Raw genomic sequence first — 15,539 nt, 5'->3', positions numbered from 1 at the left:
GCCATACACTCATAGGATTAACGAGCACAAATCTGAGCTTGTGAGCGTTTGATATCTGCAATTAGTTGAGGAACAATTTCATAGAGATCACCAACAATGCCATAATGAGCGATATTAAAAATTGAGGCATGAGGGTCTTTATTAATGGCAAAGATCTGTTCAGAGCTATTCATACCTGCAGCGAACTGAACAGCTCCCGAAATTCCGAGAGTTATAATTAGTTTGGGTTTAACGGTTCTCCCGGATAAGCCGATTTGCTGTTTGGGGTTAATCCAACCGGCTTCAACTAAGGGGCGAGTACCTGCAATTTGAGCATTTAATAAATATGCTAATTCCTGAATCATCGCCAGGTCTTTCTCGGATTTTAAAGCTCTTCCCACAGCAATGATCACATCAGCATCCGAAATATTTTCTTCTGCTTCTTTGCGTGTTACCTTTAATACGTTAATGGAAGATACTAGCTTTGATGGCTCCAATGAACATAGAGTAATCTTGCCTTTAGGTTCGGCCTGTCTTTGAGGTGCATCCATGACTTTATATCTTACCGTTGCCATTTGTGGCCTGGTATTCGGACAAATGATTTGGGCCATAATGTTGCCGCCGAAAGCAGGTCTGATTTGAACAAGGTCTGTGTTATCTTTCATTTCAAGAGTCGTACAATCGGCGGTTAAGCCGGTTCGGAATCTCGCAGCTACTCTTGGCGCCAAGGAGCGGCCAATGGTAGTTGCTCCGACAAGTAAGGATGAAGGTTTTACCTTTTGAATAAAATCCTCAAAGGCTGCTGTGTAAGGTTCAATACGGAAATGGTCCAATTCTTTGTAGTCATAGACGAAGACCTCGTCTACTCCGTAATGAAGCAAGGCTTGAGCTTTGTCGGTTATGTTATAACCCATAAACACGCAATACACGGGGAAATTGACGACGGCTGCAAGCTCTTTGGCCTTACCAATTAATTCAAAAGTTACAGGATGGATTTCTCCTTCGAGATGGTCAACGTAAACTCCAATGCCATTCCATAACGATTTATCTACGGTAGAGGCTGCTTCCTCAAGGAATTCCATGACCCCTTCGGGTCCTTTTTTCACACAGAGTTTACACATTTTACAGGCTGAAGTAATTTCCAGGGTTCCATTCTTTGCCTCAAGAGCATTGAAGGGACAAATCTCCACTAAGGCTTGGATATTGGATTCATTTAACTTTTCTTGGTGACAAATTAGCTTACTCACAAAGTTTCCCCCTTTAAATAAACTTTAATTGTTTAAGCTTATCGGTTATTTGAAAACTAAGCTCCGTTGGAGTGCCTGTCCAAGTTTGTTGATCTGTATTTACGGAAGGGGGAAAGATTCGTTCAACCTGAGTAGGCGAACCGCTGAGTCCGTATCTATTTTCATTTTTATCTTCAAGATCGTTGAAAGTAATTGTCCTAATTTCACGGTTTTTCGTGCTTAGTTTTTTCTTATAAGATGGAAGTCGAGGCTGAAATATGTCTTTTTCTACAGTTAAGAGGCAGGGAAATTGAATTTCAGCTGCTTCAATTGTGTTAGCCATGTCCATTTCCACTAGTATGGATGTCTCCTTAATGTCCAGGATGCTTAAGACATTGGCAATATGAGGTATGCCGAGATATTCTGCCATTTCAGGTCCAACTTGAGCTGTGTCTCCATCGGTTGTTTGCTTACCGCAAAGGATTAGATCGAAGTTGCCCATTTGACGAACACCTTGAGAAAGAGCGTAAGAGGTTGCCAGGACATCGGCACCGGCAAATTTACGGTCAGAGATCAATACTCCTTCGTCAGCACCCATCATGAAGGCCTCTTGAATGACTTCTTTGGCTTGCGGCGGTCCCATGCTAATGACGGAAATTTTGCCGCCTTTTTGCTCTTTAAGCCGCAGTGCTGTTTCGATGGCATATAAATCATAGGGATTCATTTTAGAGTCCACTCCATCCCGTTTTAGGACACCGGTGACTGGGTCAACGTCAATTTTTGAGGTTCCCGGAACTTGTTTAATACAGACAAGAATTTGCATGGCTTAACCTCCTATAAATGCTGATCATTTATTTAGAAAAGACCTGATGGTCAGACCGCCTGACCGTATTTTCAATGATAACATAAGATTTTGAGTCATTCAAAGACTTAATTTTCACAAGCTAACAAGGAGACATTCTAGACTTTTAGTCATAAGTGTACCTGCTTTCGTCTGGAAGGCTAACCATTATGAAGAGCAGTGTCCTTGGGAGCCAGGCAAGTTTTTTAAATGATGCAAAAAAACCGCCCAAAACTCTTAGCTTTGGGCGGTAAGCCATATGACTATAAAAGCATATTTTCTTTATTGATTATTGTCCCCAAAGTTAAAGAAGGTGTGCTTTTAAATGTTAGTTACTTGCTAGTTTAACACCTAAATCAAAGGCTTTTTGGCAGTCTAGGGGGAATTGTTCAGCCTTAACTTTGGCCTTGTGGTTCTCGTTGAAGCGGGAGGCTTCATATTTAGAGTAATTGTCAAACTGATATGTGTCAGCGGATATTATGAACTCTGAGGTTCCGTTAAGTATTTCCAGCAGAGTTTTATTTTGTTGGAAAAGGGCTTCGTAGTTAACTTGATTTATAAATTCCTTTGGTACATTCATTGTATAGATAAAGCCAGATGATACCTTGCCTGGGAAAACAGAACGATGCCCTTCATTATAGGAAAGGTTTGAAAAAAGTAAACGTTCCAAAAAAGAACGCATTAACCCAGTTACATTGCCAAAATAAATGGGCGAACCCAACAGAAGGACATCTGACACCAGAATTTTCTCCAAAACATTTGTTAAATCATCTTTCATGGCGCAATGGCCGATATATTTGGAGTTTTTCTTTTTACAGGCAAAGCAGCTAATGCAGCCTTTAAAATTCAAGTCATACAAATGGATAGCTTCTGTTTGCGCTCCTACTGATTTAGCTCCATTAAGAGCTTTTTGTAATAAGATATCCGTATTCCAATTTTTTCTCGGACTACCATTAATAGAAATTACTTTCATAGTAAATTAATCGTCTCCATTTACAATTTAGTTTAACTATAACCATTATAGGTCAGAAAGCAGTTATTAAACAAGCATTTAGCTATGACTTGGCAACTGCCGGTGCGATCTACGCTTGTAGGTCGATCAATAATAGTAAGGATGGAAACATCTATTATTATGTTATTGAGTAATTATTCCCAATTGACAAGCATAGGTTATTTACAAGGTATTAATTGGAGGTGGATGATCTTGGAGACTTATTTTCATAATGATCCCCGAATTAGAAAATGGATTAATCAGATCATTGAAACAATCTTCACTGTCTGCATTTTGACGGGGAACGACTCAGATGAAGAATTTCGAAAGGGTTGTCAAATTGTCATGAAACTTACATCGTTGCTAAAAGATACTCCCACCATTCCTACAGATTTTTTAGCTGATGGAGTGAGACAACTCTTGGAACAACAACTTCCTGATGCTCGTGTTATTAATAACTTTCCTGAATTTCAAAATATCATGCACAGAATGTTGCATGAGGGAATATCGAAAGTTTCTGAAAGCAGTACTAACAATTCAATTGAAAAATCTTACATAGGCGACACTAGTTCACCATCAGATGTCCAGGCACAAGCCGAAGAAGAAAGGAAAGCCCATGAGGAGGCCATTGCAGAGGTACGTGCTGAAGCCGAGGCTCATGCCCGAGGGGAAGAGAAAGCGCAGGCCGAGGCCAGAGAACTGACGGAGGCGCTGGCGGAAGCAAAAAAACGGGCTGAAGCAAATGTCTGTGCGCTGGCAGAGGCTCAGGCACAAGCCGAAGAAGAAAGGAAAGCCCATGGGGAGGCCATCGCAGAGGTACGTGCTGAAGCCGAGGCTCATGCCCGAGGGGAAGAGAAAGCGCAGGCCGAGGCCAGAGAACTGACGGAGGCGCTGGCGGAAGCAAAAAAACGGGCTGAAGCAAATGTCTGTGCGCTGGCAGAGGCTCAGGCACAAGCCGAAGAAGAAAGGAAAGCCCATGGGGAGGCCATCGCAGAGGTACGTGCTGAAGCCGAGGCTCATGCCCGAGGGGAAGAGAAAGCGCAGGCCGAGGCCAGAGAACTGACGGAGGTGCTGGCAGAAGTGAAAAAACGGGCTGAAGCAAATGCCCGTGCGCTGGCAGAGGCTCAGGCACAAGCCGAAGAAGAAAGGAAAGCCCATGGGGAGGCCATCGCAGAGGTACGTGCTGAAGCCGAGGCTCATGCCCGAGGGGAAGAGAAAGCGCAGGCCGAGGCCAGAGAACTGACGGAGGCGCTGGCTGAAGCGGAAAGACGGGCTGAAGCAAATGCCCGTGCGTTAGCAGAGGATCAGGCACAAGCCGAAGAAGAAAGGAAAGCCCATGAGGAGGCCATCGCAGAGGTACGTGCTGAAGCCGAGGCTCATGCCCGAGGGGAAGAGAAAGCGCAGGCCGAGGCCAGAGAACTGACGGAGGCGCTGGCGGAAGCAAAAAAACGGGCTGAAGCAAATGTCTGTGCGCTGGCAGAGGCTCAGGCACAAGCCGAAGAAGAAAGGAAAGCCCATGGGGAGGCCATCGCAGAGGTACGTGCTGAAGCCGAGGCTCATGCCCGAGGGGAAGAGAAAGCGCAGGCCGAGGCCAGAGAACTGACGGAGGTGCTGGCAGAAGTGAAAAAACGGGCTGAAGCCAATGCCCGTGCGCTGGCAGAGGCTCAGGCACAAGCCGAAGAAGAAAGGAAAGCCCATGGGGAGGCCATCGCAGAGGTACGTGCTGAAGCCGAGGCTCATGCCCGAGGGGAAGAGAAAGCGCAGGCCGAGGCCAGAGAACTGACGGAGGCGCTGGCTGAAGCGGAAAGACGGGCTGAAGCAAATGCCCGTGCGTTAGCAGAGGATCAGGCACAAGCCGAAGAAGAAAGGAAAGCCCATGAGGAGGCCATCGCAGAGGTACGTGCTGAAGCCGAGGCTCATGCCCGAGGGGAAGAGAAAGCGCAGGCCGAGGCCAGAGAACTGACGGAGGTGCTGGCAGAAGTGAAAAAACGGGCTGAAGCAAATGCCCGGGCGCTGGCAGAGGCTCAGGCACAAGCCGAAGAAGAAAGGAAAGCCCATGAGGAGGCCATTGCAGAGGTACGTGCTGAAGCCGAGGCTCATGCCCGAGGGGAAGAGAAAGCGCAGGCGAAGGCTAGAGAACTGACGGAGGTGCTAGCAGAAGCGAAAAAACGGGCTGAAGCCAATGCCCGTGCGCTGGCAGAGGCATTGGCGCAAGCTGAAGAGCAAAGGCAAGCTCATGCGAAGGCTCTCGCAGAGGTTCGTGCTGAAGCTGACACTTTCTCCCATGCTGAAAAGAAGGCAAAAGAAGAGGCTTTGGCTTTTGCTGACGCACTTGCCCACGTTGACGCAAAATTAGAGGCTATAACTAAGAAAGAACCCTTTGAACTGGCCAAACCAATGTCAGGCACAAAAGATTATTTTGCGTCTATCAATGCTAAAATTACTCAATTATTTAGTACTTCTTCAGTTCCTCAGCAGGCAGAGCGCTTAAAACAGGTTCTAAATAATGTCTTTCCCAAAAGTACTGTGTATTGGAACAAAAGAATAAAGGGTCAAACATTTCTGGCTCAAGTTGAAGATATCTTGATTTGCCTTCATGAACCAGAGTATCATTACAATTTGGAAGAATTTAATATGGATGGTTGGAAGGTCTTAGTTTGTAAGCGAGAAGATCTTGCCTTTCCCCGCAGATTAGAAAGACAAATTAAACAAATTCATCGTACAAAAAATTTATCTTCTATTGTCTAGTGAAGCATCAATGAAGATATTTTTAAAAGTTTTAATGTTCTACAGAGCGAACTCTTCAATAAAGTTCTACAGCAAAAAGCATCCTCCCAGGCGGAGGATGCTTTTTGCTGTAGAATTTGAAAGGTTACCTATTTATTCGGGAATAATTGGATGACTTTGTTCAAAGAATACCTAATAATTCCGTTTTATGGGAATCACTCAAGAGTGAGGGAGGGTTAAATTTGCCGGAAGCCGAGAGTTATTATCAGTTGGCGCGTCGCAGAGGAGTTACCCGCAGGGACTTTCTTAAATTTTGTGCTATGATGGGTGCCATGCTCGGACTGGATGCAGCCGAATTCCCAAAAATTGTTCACGCGTTAGAAACGAAACCTCGTTTACCTGTGATTTATCTCAATTTGCAGGAGTGCACCTGTTGTACGGAATCCCTGCTGCGTTCAGCCCATCCCCTTATTTCAGATCTGATTTTTAATATGATTTCCTTGGACTACATGGAGCCGCTGCAGGCAGCAGCTGGGAAACAAGCAGAAGCAGCCCGTCTTAAGACCATGAAAGATTATCCGGGATCCTATTTGTTGGTTGTTGAGGGGAGCGCAACCTTAGGGGATGGAGGTGTTTATTGTACTATCGGCGGTGTGTCCTCAACAGAACTGTTGAAGGAGGTTGCCGATAGTGCGGCAGCAGTGATTGCCTTTGGATCCTGCGCTACGAATGCCTGCGTACAAGGGGCTTATCCCAATCCCACTCAAGCAGTCCCAGTACGAAGGATTGTCAAAAACAAGCCTGTTATTGATGTGCCGGGATGTCCTCCCATTGCAGAAGTAATTACAGGAACCATCGTCCATTATATTACCTACGGTAAAATTCCTGAGTTGACCAATTTAGGCCGGCCAAAGGCTTTTTATCAACATCGAGTTCACGATAATTGTGTACGAAGGGCGTTTTTTGATGCAGGTCAGTTTGTAGAGTCTTTTGATGATGCCGGAGCAAAACAAGGCTGGTGTCTCTATAAGGTTGGCTGTAAGGGTCCCACAACTTATAATGCCTGCGCCATTACGGAATGGAATGACGGGGTCAGTTACCCGGTTAAATCCGGTCATCCTTGTATTGGCTGTTCAGAAAATAATTATTTTGATAATACTCCTTTATATACACATTTGGCAGATATTCCCAACGATGCCATAGGGAAAGATGCCGACACCATCGGGGCTGGTCTGCTTGGACTGACAGGGATGGCAGTCGCAGTTCACGCAGGAATGACAGCCGTTGTTAAAAATCGAGAGAAGAATGGAAAGGACTCACACCATGACAAGAATAGTCGTTGACCCAATTACTCGAATTGAAGGGCATTTGCGAATTGAGGCAGTTGTGGAAGGGACCCGCATCGTTGAGGCAATGAGTTCAGGTACAGTGTTTCGAGGAATCGAAAAAATTGTGGAGAACAGGGATCCCCGAGATGTCTGGGCTTTTGTACAAAGAATCTGCGGGGTTTGTACTCATATACATGCCTTAGCATCTATACGTGCTGTTGAAGACGCCTTGGATATCCGTATTCCCAAAAATGCCAACTATATTCGTAATATCATGACTGCAACACAATTTGTGCAAGATCACGTGATCCATTTTTATCATTTGCATGGATTTGATTGGATCGATGTTGTTAGCGCTCTTAAAGCCGATCCAGTCCAAACCAGCGCCTTGGCACGTTCCATCTCTAGTTGGCCAAATTCCTCGGATGGCTATTTCCGGGATGTGCAGGCTAAGGTGAAAACCTTAGTTGAGAGCGGTCAATTAGGGATTTTCGCTAATGCTTATTGGGGTCATCCCGCCTATCGGCTGCCTCCTGAGGCGAATTTGCTGGGTGTTGCGCACTATCTTGATGCTTTGACCTGGCAAAAAGAAATAGCCAAGATTCATACGATTTTTGGAGGGAAAAATCCACATCCCAACTACTTGGTGGGAGGAATGGCCAGTACTCTGAATATGAATGACAACAGTGTTATCAATATGGAACGTTTAAATCTGGTCAAGACCAAGATTGACGAAGCCCAGGTTTTTGTAGATCAAGTGCTCATCCCTGACATTTTTGCAATTGCTAATTTTTATAAAAAGGATCTCTTTGGCGGGGGAGTAGGAAATTATCTGGCCTATGGAGGAATTCCCATTGTTGATATTCGGGAGCCGGACAGTTTTCTATTTCCTAGCGGAGTTGTCTTAAATCGGGATCTAAGCAAAGTTCTCGAAGTGGATTTGAAAGATCCCAAGCAAATTCAAGAATTTGTATCACACTCCTGGTATCGTTATGATAACACGAATGCAGGGCTGCACCCATGGCAGGGACAGACAGAACCGGCCTATGACGGACCTCGCCCTCCTTATGACAACTTAGAAGAGAATAAAGGGTACAGCTGGATAAAAGAACCCCGTTGGCAAGGACATTCTATGGAGGTGGGTCCTTTAGCTCGTTTTGTAATCGCCTATGCCAGAGGAAACAAAGAGATAAAAGGAATGGTTGATGAAGCCCTTAAGCGTTTAGACTTGCCCATATCGGCTGTTTTTTCAACCTTGGGACGAACTCTTGCCAGGGCCTTAGAATCAAAATACCTAGTGAACCATTTAGCAGGATTTTATGCGGATTTAGTGGACAACATTAAAGCCGGGGACAGCCAGACCTTTAACGGGGAAAAATGGGATCCAAAGAAATGGCCTGCTCAAGCCCAGGGGGTAGGATTTGCTGAGGCACCCAGAGGCGCTTTAGGGCATTGGGTGAAAATTAATAATGGTAAGGTCAGCGCCTATCAGGCTGTAGTTCCGACAACCTGGAATGCGTCTCCGCGAGATGACTCCGGTCAAAAAGGACCCTATGAATCCTCGTTGCTGGATACTCCCATCGCAATTGAAGATCAGCCTCTGGAGCTGTTGCGAACCATCCATTCCTTTGATCCTTGTCTGGCCTGTGCCACTCACTTGATAACTCCCAAAGGGCAAGAGATTGCAAAAGTTAGAGTGTTTTAGAGAGGAGGTTTTTCCAGGTGTATAATCTTCACCAACCGGTTTACGTCTGGCAATTACCGGTCCGTTTATTTCATTGGATTAATGCTTTAGCCATTACAGTTTTATTTATTACCGGTATGTATATCGGCAAGCCTTTGTTTATCACCTCTGGTGAGGCTGTGCAAAATTTTGTTATTGGCAAAATGCGTCATTGGCATGGAGTATTTGCCTATATTTTTATAACGAATATGCTATTTAGGCTGTATTGGTATTGGGCTGGAAATGAGTACTCAAAATTTCGTTTTTGGAAGAGAGAGTTTTGGGGAGATTTGGTAGCTACTCTAAAGTACTATTTATTTATGACCCGGGAGCACACGATTAGAGTGGGGCATAATGCCCTTGCTCAGCTAAGCTATTTCATCTTTATCTGGCTGGCAGGGCTGTTTATGATTCTTACGGGCTTAGCTATGCGTGGTGGGAGTAATCCCAACGGAATTATCCAAGCTCTCTTTGGCTGGGTTGTTCTTGACTTGGGGGGCGAGTATCAAGTCCGTAATCTTCACCACTTAGTTGCTTGGGGTTATGCCATTTTCTTATTAAGCCATCTTTATATGGTTTTACGTCAAGATCTCTTAGATGATGATGGAACCGTATCGGGAATCATTAATGGCTATAAGTATTTGATTGCAAAGGATCCCTCGGATGAGAAAAAGTAACGCAAAAACAATTATGCCTTAGAAAAGGGCCTGAATCAGTCTTCACAACTGATTCAGGCCCTTGGGTTGGATGGACCATTAGTCATGTTTCCCGGGAAAGGCTGCAGAAGATGTTGCTAAAATGGAGTTGCCAAAAGCAAAATAGGCAAGTCGCAAGGCCTCGGCAATTTCTGCATCAGTAGTTCCTTGTTCCCGTAATTGATGAGCTATCGAAGCAACCCCCTGGCCTGCTCCATGGGCAGCATCTAAAGCTAAGGCAATTAATAGCTTGGTTTTTTGATCTAGAGCACCTGGCGACATTGCAGAAGTAAAAACTTTTTCAATTGCTTGGGCGAAATCCGGATCATTTGTTTCTAGAAATTTTAAAAAGACGGGTAATGCCATGAGTATTCCTCCTTAAAGTTATTAGTTTATCACAGTATGATTTGTTTTTATGGGATTTGCAAATAATGCTAAAAGTAGAAAAAGTGCTTAATATTTGATGAGTAAGAAAGGGTGAAAATTATGAGTGAACCAATTATTGACTTAACGCAGTCTTTATATGATCTTACCGAGAATTATCCTGAACTTATCCCAATTCTTAAAGAAATGGGCTTAGAAGGGGCAGCCAATCCTATTTTGAGACAAACAGTGGGGCGCAAATTAACGGTGTCCGAAGGTCTTCAACGGCATGGCATCTCCTTAGAAGAAGCCAGAGAAAAATTGTCCGCTAAGGGATTTCAAGTGCTGAGTGAGGAAGATCCAGTAAAAAAACGTAAGGATCGCAGGGAACAACTTAAAGGAATTATTCGTGACATCCACCGTCAAGCTAATCCTATGGAGCTGCGAGAAAGATTCAAAGACCTGCTCAGTGATGTAGGGGCCTCAGAAATCGCTCAATTGGAACAAGAATTAATCCAAGAAGGGCTGCCAGAAATGGAGATTAAGTCTTTATGTGATGTCCATGCAGCGGTTTTCGAAGAAGGGCTGAATAATCAAATTGTAGTTGAGGAACAGGGCGGGCATCCCGTTCATACTTTCAAGAAGGAAAATAGGGAGCTCGAAAAAATCGTTAACTCCCTCAACCAGGTTTTTGATTATCTTAGCCAAGGGGAAAAGGTCCCCGCGGAAAAAGACATAGCAGAGTGGCGGCGGCTTCATGAACGTTTATTAGGAATTGAGAAACACTACAGTCGTAAAGAGAATATTCTGTTTGCCTACCTTGAAAAACATGGAGTTACAGCACCTCCGAAAGTAATGTGGGCAATCCACGATGATATCCGGGGGCTTTTAAAAAAGGTATCAAACTGTCTGGAAAGTCGTGAACTTAACGAAAATGAATTGAAAAAGACCATTGAAAATATTGCCCGTCCTTTATTAAAAATGATCACAGATATGATATACAAAGAAGAAAATATTATGTTCCCAATGTGTCTTGAGACTCTTTCCGACGAAGAATGGGCCGAGGTAGCCGAGCAAAGTGAGGAGATTGGCTATTTAGTAGAGCCTGATAAAGGCTGGAAGCCAGTTGTTTCTGGGGAAGGAGCGGCAGCACAGTTCCGCTCAGCCGGCAGTATGCCCGGAGTTTCAGAAGCAGAGGTGTCTTTTGAGACAGGAGTTCTTACCCAAAAGCAATTAAACCTAATGCTCAATAATCTGCCTGTTGATATTACCTTTGTTGATGAACAGGATACTGTCAGGTATTTTACGTTGGGTAAAGATAGAATCTTTCAGCGCAGCAAAGCAATTATTGGACGAAAGGTTCAAAACTGCCATCCACCGGATAGCGTTCATATCGTGGAAGATATTTTGAAAGATTTCCGCAGCGGTAAGAAAGAAACTGCCAGCTTTTGGCTGCACCTAGGAGAGAAATATGTCCTGATTCAATATTTCGCCTTGCGTGATGAAAAAGGCAGCTACGCCGGAACCATAGAAGTATCCCAGGATATTACAGAAATCCAACAGATTCAGGGTGAAAAAAGGATTTATAGTTAAAGCCCTACAGAGGATCTTTTCCCCAAATACATTAGGAAAAGATCCTCACCTTTTAAAAAAGAGCGTCAACAGCATTTAGCACATGAAGTGGAGAAAAAGCCTAGTGGCTTGTAACATATTTACAAAATATCCATATTATGTAATGAAAGATTTAAACTAAATGGAAAACGGGAGGGATTAATATGGCATTTGGGGGAGCAGTTGTTGATGGATGTGGTCCAAACTATTTAGCTGGAATTGGTATCGTAGTTGTTATTATTCTTTTGTTAATTGCTATGGGCATCGTTTTTTAATTTAATTCCTGAGTTTAATAAGAGGAGGAAATATTATGTATGGATATGGAGTAGGTCATTTTCCACACATTTCGCCGGTGGGCGCTCCGCCACACATTGCGCCAATTTCTAAGCCCTGTTGTCCACCTGTATGCTGTCCGCCTCCTAATTATGGTGTAGGCATTATTGCAATTGCAATTCTTATTTTAATTGCTCTAGGGGTTATTTTCTAGAACAAAAGGTCATGGAAGAGAAGGGGATGCATCAATGGGGCTCACATCGGAAACGGTGGAGCTCCTTTGTGTTTATACTATTGACAAAATAAATTCAACAATTTATTATAATGTTAATTCAATAGATTATTTCATAGGTGCCCGCAAGGGATAATAGGGAACCAGGTTATAATCCTGGACGGACCCACCACTGTAATTAGATGCTTGATACTGTACATTTGCCACTGGGATATCCGGGAAGGCGTACATGTTAGTCTATAAGTCAGGAGACCTGCCTATAAAATATTTGCAATAAGGACAATGGTAAAGTTCTAGCTTATTTAAGCTAGGACTTTTTGTTTTAGGTGCGCCACGCATGGCGCGTAGCTAGGCGGTGAAAGTTCGCTGTAGGGGCTGGCAGTTGCCAACCATTAGCCAAGCGCAAGGTGTCCAACATGAGGCACATTCTGAAGGAAGCGTGATGAGCAAAATTCCGGTCCGAGGAACACGAAGCGTATAAGGCATTCGAAGTGGGATGAGTCTGCTAAACGAGACAAAATCCAATAAACTGCACAGACACGGGGATGTAAATACGGAGGGTATATGGGATGAAAGTTACGTGTCTTACCGTGGGAAGTCTTGCGGACGTGTAGAGCATATTTGCGAAATACGGTTGAAACAAGATTTATCGTGAGAAGTCAGCACACAATAATAGTAACGCGGTCGAAAATCAATACTTAGGAGTTGCTCATGGAAACAATTGCAAAGATTGAAATTGAAAAACTCGTGTTTCCGCATCAAGACAAGCCCGTCCTTAAAAATATAGACTTTGAAATTCAACGGGGAGATTTCATTGTTATAACCGGTATGGTAGCCTCAGGCAAATCAATTTTATTACATACCATCACAGGCGCAATCCCTCACTACCATAAAGCAGAGTTAACAGGTAAGGTCACAATTATGGGGCAAGATATTAAGGAAATGCGCCTCAATCGAATGTCTGATTATGTAGGTTACATGATGCAGGAACCTAACAATCAAGTGATTGGACTGGATGTCTATGAGGATGTGGCCTTCGGCCTCGGCAATTTGGGAATTCCCTTTGCGCAAATTGATGAAACGATCAAAAATACTCTGGATTTCGTAGGTTTAAAAGGCTTTGAGAGCAGACAGACGACGTCTCTTTCTGGAGGAGAAGCTCAACGGGTTGTTCTGGCAGGGGTTCTTGCCCTCAATGCTCCGATATTGATCCTAGATCAGCCTACAGCTGAACTCGACCCTCAAGGTCGAGAGGAGCTGTATAAGCGATTAGGTCAGTTGAATAAAACTCAGAATCTAACGATTGTTATGGTTATGGATCGAATCCAAGAAGCTCTTCGCTATGCCAACCGAGTTTTTTATATTGAAGACGGTGAAATTACTATACAGTATTCGCCGGAGGAATATTATAAGGCCCAAGTACAATTTCAGAAGGCAAGGTTAAACGCCAACATTCCCTTCAATTCCAATAACAGTTTGCCAAAGGAAAGTGTGGCGGAAGTTACAGATGTCTCTTATCAATACCGTAACGATCTGATAGGTTGTGAAGATATTAATTTAAAGGTTTATAGGGGGGATTTTTTATCCATCGTCGGTTTAAATGGTTCGGGTAAATCTACGTTGGCTAAATTGCTTATTGGTTTATTAAAACCTTCCAAGGGTGAGATTAAAGTTTTTAACCAGCCTCTAAACAAAGATAACATAACGGAAATTCGTAAACGAATAGGCTTTTTATTTCAAAATCCTGACTATCAGATCTTTGCAGGTACCTTGGAAGAAGAGGTTGGATTTTCACTGAAGTTAAGAGGTGAACAACATGAAGTAATTGAACAGAAAGTTAATGAGTGTCTTAGTTTTGTGGGGCTGTTGGCGTATAAGACCATGCACCCTCAGCGCTTGAGCCGGGGGCAGCGTCAGCTTTTGGCATTAGCTTCTGTCCTTGTCTCTGATCCTGAATTTATCATTGCTGATGAACCGACTTCGGGTCTTGACGAAAACCAAGGGTATGTCATTATGGATAAACTCTTGAGTTTAGCACAAAAGAGAACCACAATTCTTTTGATAACCCATGATTTGACCTTGGCTGAGCACTATTCCAGCCGGTTAGCGGCCATGTATAACCACCGACTTTATATGGAGATTCCCAGCAGAGACCTTCCTCAATATTTGGATAGGCTCAAAGCAATTGGCTTGAATTTCTCTAATATGGGGGATTATGATGAGACTTTCTAAGCTTGATCCACGGACAAAGTTGATTTGGTATATTCTAGTGATTTATTTCTCTCTGGTCAGTCAGACCGCTGTTCAATTGGGTATAGTTTTATTTGTATGTATCATCGTCACCTTTGTTTTGAAGGGTTCATTAAAGCAGTATAAGGTCATGATTATGATTATGTTGCTTTTGGGATTTCAAATCCTGATTGTGCAGCTGATTTTCTGCCGGGAAGGGGTTCTAATCTACCAATGGGGAGTTCTTAAAATTTATAGTGCAGCTCTACCCCTAGCGATTACTGGCATATTGAAAGCAACGATTGTTTTTTTTGCAAGTATGCAGTTTTTCACCTCGGCTTCACCCCAAGAGTTTACGTTGATGCTTATAAAGTTCAGAATTCCTTACCGATTTGCCATGCTGGTGGGACTAGGGGTACGCTTTCTCCCGCTTTTGAAAGCAGAATATACATCCATCATCGACAGCCAGCGGACCAGGGGGCTTAAAATGGACAGCGCTTGGGATAATATCAAAGCTATTTTTCCGACTTTTATGCCTTTTCTATATCGCTCTGTTCGACGAGCAGCAGAAACAGCTCTAGCGATGGAGTTAAGAGGCTATGGACGCAGTAAGACCCGAACCTTTTCTTCGGATTTAGCGATAATGCCTTATGATATTGCTTTGATCTCGGTGATGATAATGGTAATGGTCATTAGTATATTTAGTAAGATTTATCCATTGATCTAATTTTAATATAGGAGGAGAGTTAAAAATGAACGGAAATTTTTTCAGAACAGACACAAAAGCACTAGTAGGCTCAGTCATCATAGGGATTGTAATGTTGATAATGATGCAGGTTACAGGACGTATTGACGCAATACTGGATCCTACCCTTTTGCTTCTCAATGGTACATGCTGGGCATTTTTTACAGGACTGATCGTCTTAATGTACAAACAGCCGGCAGGTATTATTGCCGGGGTGGTTGAAGCCGTAGTCGCTATGGCAACAGGTTATTCTCCCTTGGGCTTTTTCTTCTTATTTGCCAATGTTGTGGGCTCCATTGTCTATTCACTGTTCGTAAAAAAACTTTCCATGGAGAGTCTTAGTCACCATATTTTAGCCATGTTTGGGTGTGCTGTTACCGGCAACCTTTGTGTCATGGCAGGTTTGATTTATGTCTTTCATCTTGACTGGAAGATTGCGCTGCTATCCTCAACCATAACCACCTTGGTGGGGACTATTGTTGCGGGTATTCTGACAAAGAGTGTCTACCGTTCCTTGCAAAAATCATTATTGCTTTAGTTATAATAGTTAAGCTTACTGTAGGTTGGATAGTTCCT

Annotated in this window: 12 protein-coding genes and 1 riboswitch; of the genes, 8 read left to right on the top strand and 4 right to left on the bottom strand. The window is 43.6% G+C overall.

The features are described from left to right. Positions 1-17: 17 nt before the first annotated feature. From DESOR_RS19805 to DESOR_RS19795, 3 genes are all read right to left on the bottom strand, one after another. Positions 18-1,226 (bottom strand): electron transfer flavoprotein subunit alpha/FixB family protein, encoded by a 1,209-nt coding sequence (locus tag DESOR_RS19805; protein ID WP_014186368.1) that lies wholly within the window; start codon positions 1,224-1,226, stop codon positions 18-20. A 13-nt stretch (positions 1,227-1,239) separates the two neighbouring features. Beyond that, on the bottom strand, positions 1,240-2,028 hold the full coding sequence (locus DESOR_RS19800) for an electron transfer flavoprotein subunit beta/FixA family protein (RefSeq protein ID WP_014186367.1): 789 nt from the start codon (positions 2,026-2,028) through the stop codon (positions 1,240-1,242). Between the two features lie 346 nt (positions 2,029-2,374). Next, on the bottom strand, positions 2,375-3,019 hold the full coding sequence (locus DESOR_RS19795; RefSeq protein ID WP_014186366.1) for a flavodoxin family protein: 645 nt from the start codon (positions 3,017-3,019) through the stop codon (positions 2,375-2,377). Between the two features lie 231 nt (positions 3,020-3,250). Between DESOR_RS19795 and DESOR_RS27520 the strand changes: the two genes are divergently transcribed. From DESOR_RS27520 to cybH, 4 genes are all read left to right on the top strand, one after another. After that, positions 3,251-5,785, top strand: a complete 2,535-nt coding sequence (locus DESOR_RS27520; protein ID WP_014186365.1) for a hypothetical protein — start codon at positions 3,251-3,253, stop codon at positions 5,783-5,785. A gap of 221 nt (positions 5,786-6,006) precedes the next feature. Then, positions 6,007-7,107 (top strand): hydrogenase small subunit, encoded by a 1,101-nt coding sequence (locus tag DESOR_RS19785; RefSeq protein WP_014186364.1) that lies wholly within the window; start codon positions 6,007-6,009, stop codon positions 7,105-7,107. Next, on the top strand, positions 7,088-8,797 hold the full coding sequence (locus DESOR_RS19780) for a nickel-dependent hydrogenase large subunit (protein ID WP_014186363.1): 1,710 nt from the start codon (positions 7,088-7,090) through the stop codon (positions 8,795-8,797). Before DESOR_RS19785 ends, DESOR_RS19780 begins: the two co-directional genes overlap by 20 nt. Positions 8,798-8,814: 17 nt before the next feature. Then, on the top strand, positions 8,815-9,492 hold the full coding sequence (gene cybH / locus DESOR_RS19775; protein WP_014186362.1) for a Ni/Fe-hydrogenase, b-type cytochrome subunit: 678 nt from the start codon (positions 8,815-8,817) through the stop codon (positions 9,490-9,492). Between the two features lie 78 nt (positions 9,493-9,570). Here the strand turns inward: cybH and DESOR_RS19770 are convergent, their stop codons facing one another. After that, a complete protein-coding gene (locus tag DESOR_RS19770; RefSeq protein WP_014186361.1) occupies positions 9,571-9,876 on the bottom strand; it encodes a carboxymuconolactone decarboxylase family protein in 306 nt (101 codons plus the stop codon). A 120-nt stretch (positions 9,877-9,996) separates the two neighbouring features. On the opposite strand from DESOR_RS19770, the gene DESOR_RS19765 reads away from it, so the two are divergent. The 4 genes from DESOR_RS19765 (at position 9,997) to DESOR_RS19745 (ending at position 15,501) form a co-directional block, all read left to right on the top strand. Further along, the gene (locus tag DESOR_RS19765; protein WP_014186360.1) at positions 9,997-11,466 is read left to right on the top strand and encodes a DUF438 domain-containing protein; all 1,470 of its coding nucleotides are present in this window, start codon (positions 9,997-9,999) and stop codon (positions 11,464-11,466) included. Between the two features lie 623 nt (positions 11,467-12,089). Further along, positions 12,090-12,264, top strand: a riboswitch (cobalamin riboswitch). Positions 12,265-12,700: 436 nt separating this feature from the next. Then, positions 12,701-14,221 carry an ABC transporter ATP-binding protein gene (locus DESOR_RS19755; RefSeq protein WP_014186356.1) on the top strand — a complete coding sequence of 507 codons (1,521 nt, stop codon included), beginning with the start codon at positions 12,701-12,703 and terminating at the stop codon, positions 14,219-14,221. Continuing rightward, the gene (locus DESOR_RS19750; RefSeq protein ID WP_042331449.1) at positions 14,205-14,945 is read left to right on the top strand and encodes an energy-coupling factor transporter transmembrane component T family protein; all 741 of its coding nucleotides are present in this window, start codon (positions 14,205-14,207) and stop codon (positions 14,943-14,945) included. The genes DESOR_RS19755 and DESOR_RS19750 overlap by 17 nt, the downstream gene beginning before the upstream one ends. Before the next feature lie 25 nt (positions 14,946-14,970). Further along, positions 14,971-15,501, top strand: coding sequence for a hypothetical protein (locus DESOR_RS19745; protein ID WP_014186354.1), 531 nt, complete (start codon positions 14,971-14,973; stop codon positions 15,499-15,501). Positions 15,502-15,539: the final 38 nt, after the last annotated feature.

Source organism: Desulfosporosinus orientis DSM 765 (assembly GCF_000235605.1).
Lineage (GTDB): Bacteria > Bacillota > Desulfitobacteriia > Desulfitobacteriales > Desulfitobacteriaceae > Desulfosporosinus > Desulfosporosinus orientis.
Note: the sequence above shows the minus strand (reverse complement) of the source record. Positions and strands in the feature narration are given on the sequence as shown.

Excerpts from the sequence above, each read along its gene's own strand:
- DESOR_RS19800 (WP_014186367.1), bottom strand. The coding sequence starts at position 2,028 with ATGCAAATTCTTGTCTGTATTAAACAAGTTCCGGGAACCTCAAAAATT.
- DESOR_RS19795 (WP_014186366.1), bottom strand. The coding sequence starts at position 3,019 with ATGAAAGTAATTTCTATTAATGGTAGTCCGAGAAAAAATTGGAATACG.
- DESOR_RS19780 (WP_014186363.1), top strand. The coding sequence starts at position 7,088 with ATGACAAGAATAGTCGTTGACCCAATTACTCGAATTGAAGGGCATTTG.
- DESOR_RS19770 (WP_014186361.1), bottom strand. The coding sequence starts at position 9,876 with ATGGCATTACCCGTCTTTTTAAAATTTCTAGAAACAAATGATCCGGAT.
- DESOR_RS19765 (WP_014186360.1), top strand. The coding sequence starts at position 9,997 with ATGAGTGAACCAATTATTGACTTAACGCAGTCTTTATATGATCTTACC.
- DESOR_RS19755 (WP_014186356.1), top strand. The coding sequence starts at position 12,701 with ATGGAAACAATTGCAAAGATTGAAATTGAAAAACTCGTGTTTCCGCAT.
- DESOR_RS19750 (WP_042331449.1), top strand. The coding sequence starts at position 14,205 with ATGATGAGACTTTCTAAGCTTGATCCACGGACAAAGTTGATTTGGTAT.
- DESOR_RS19745 (WP_014186354.1), top strand. The coding sequence starts at position 14,971 with ATGAACGGAAATTTTTTCAGAACAGACACAAAAGCACTAGTAGGCTCA.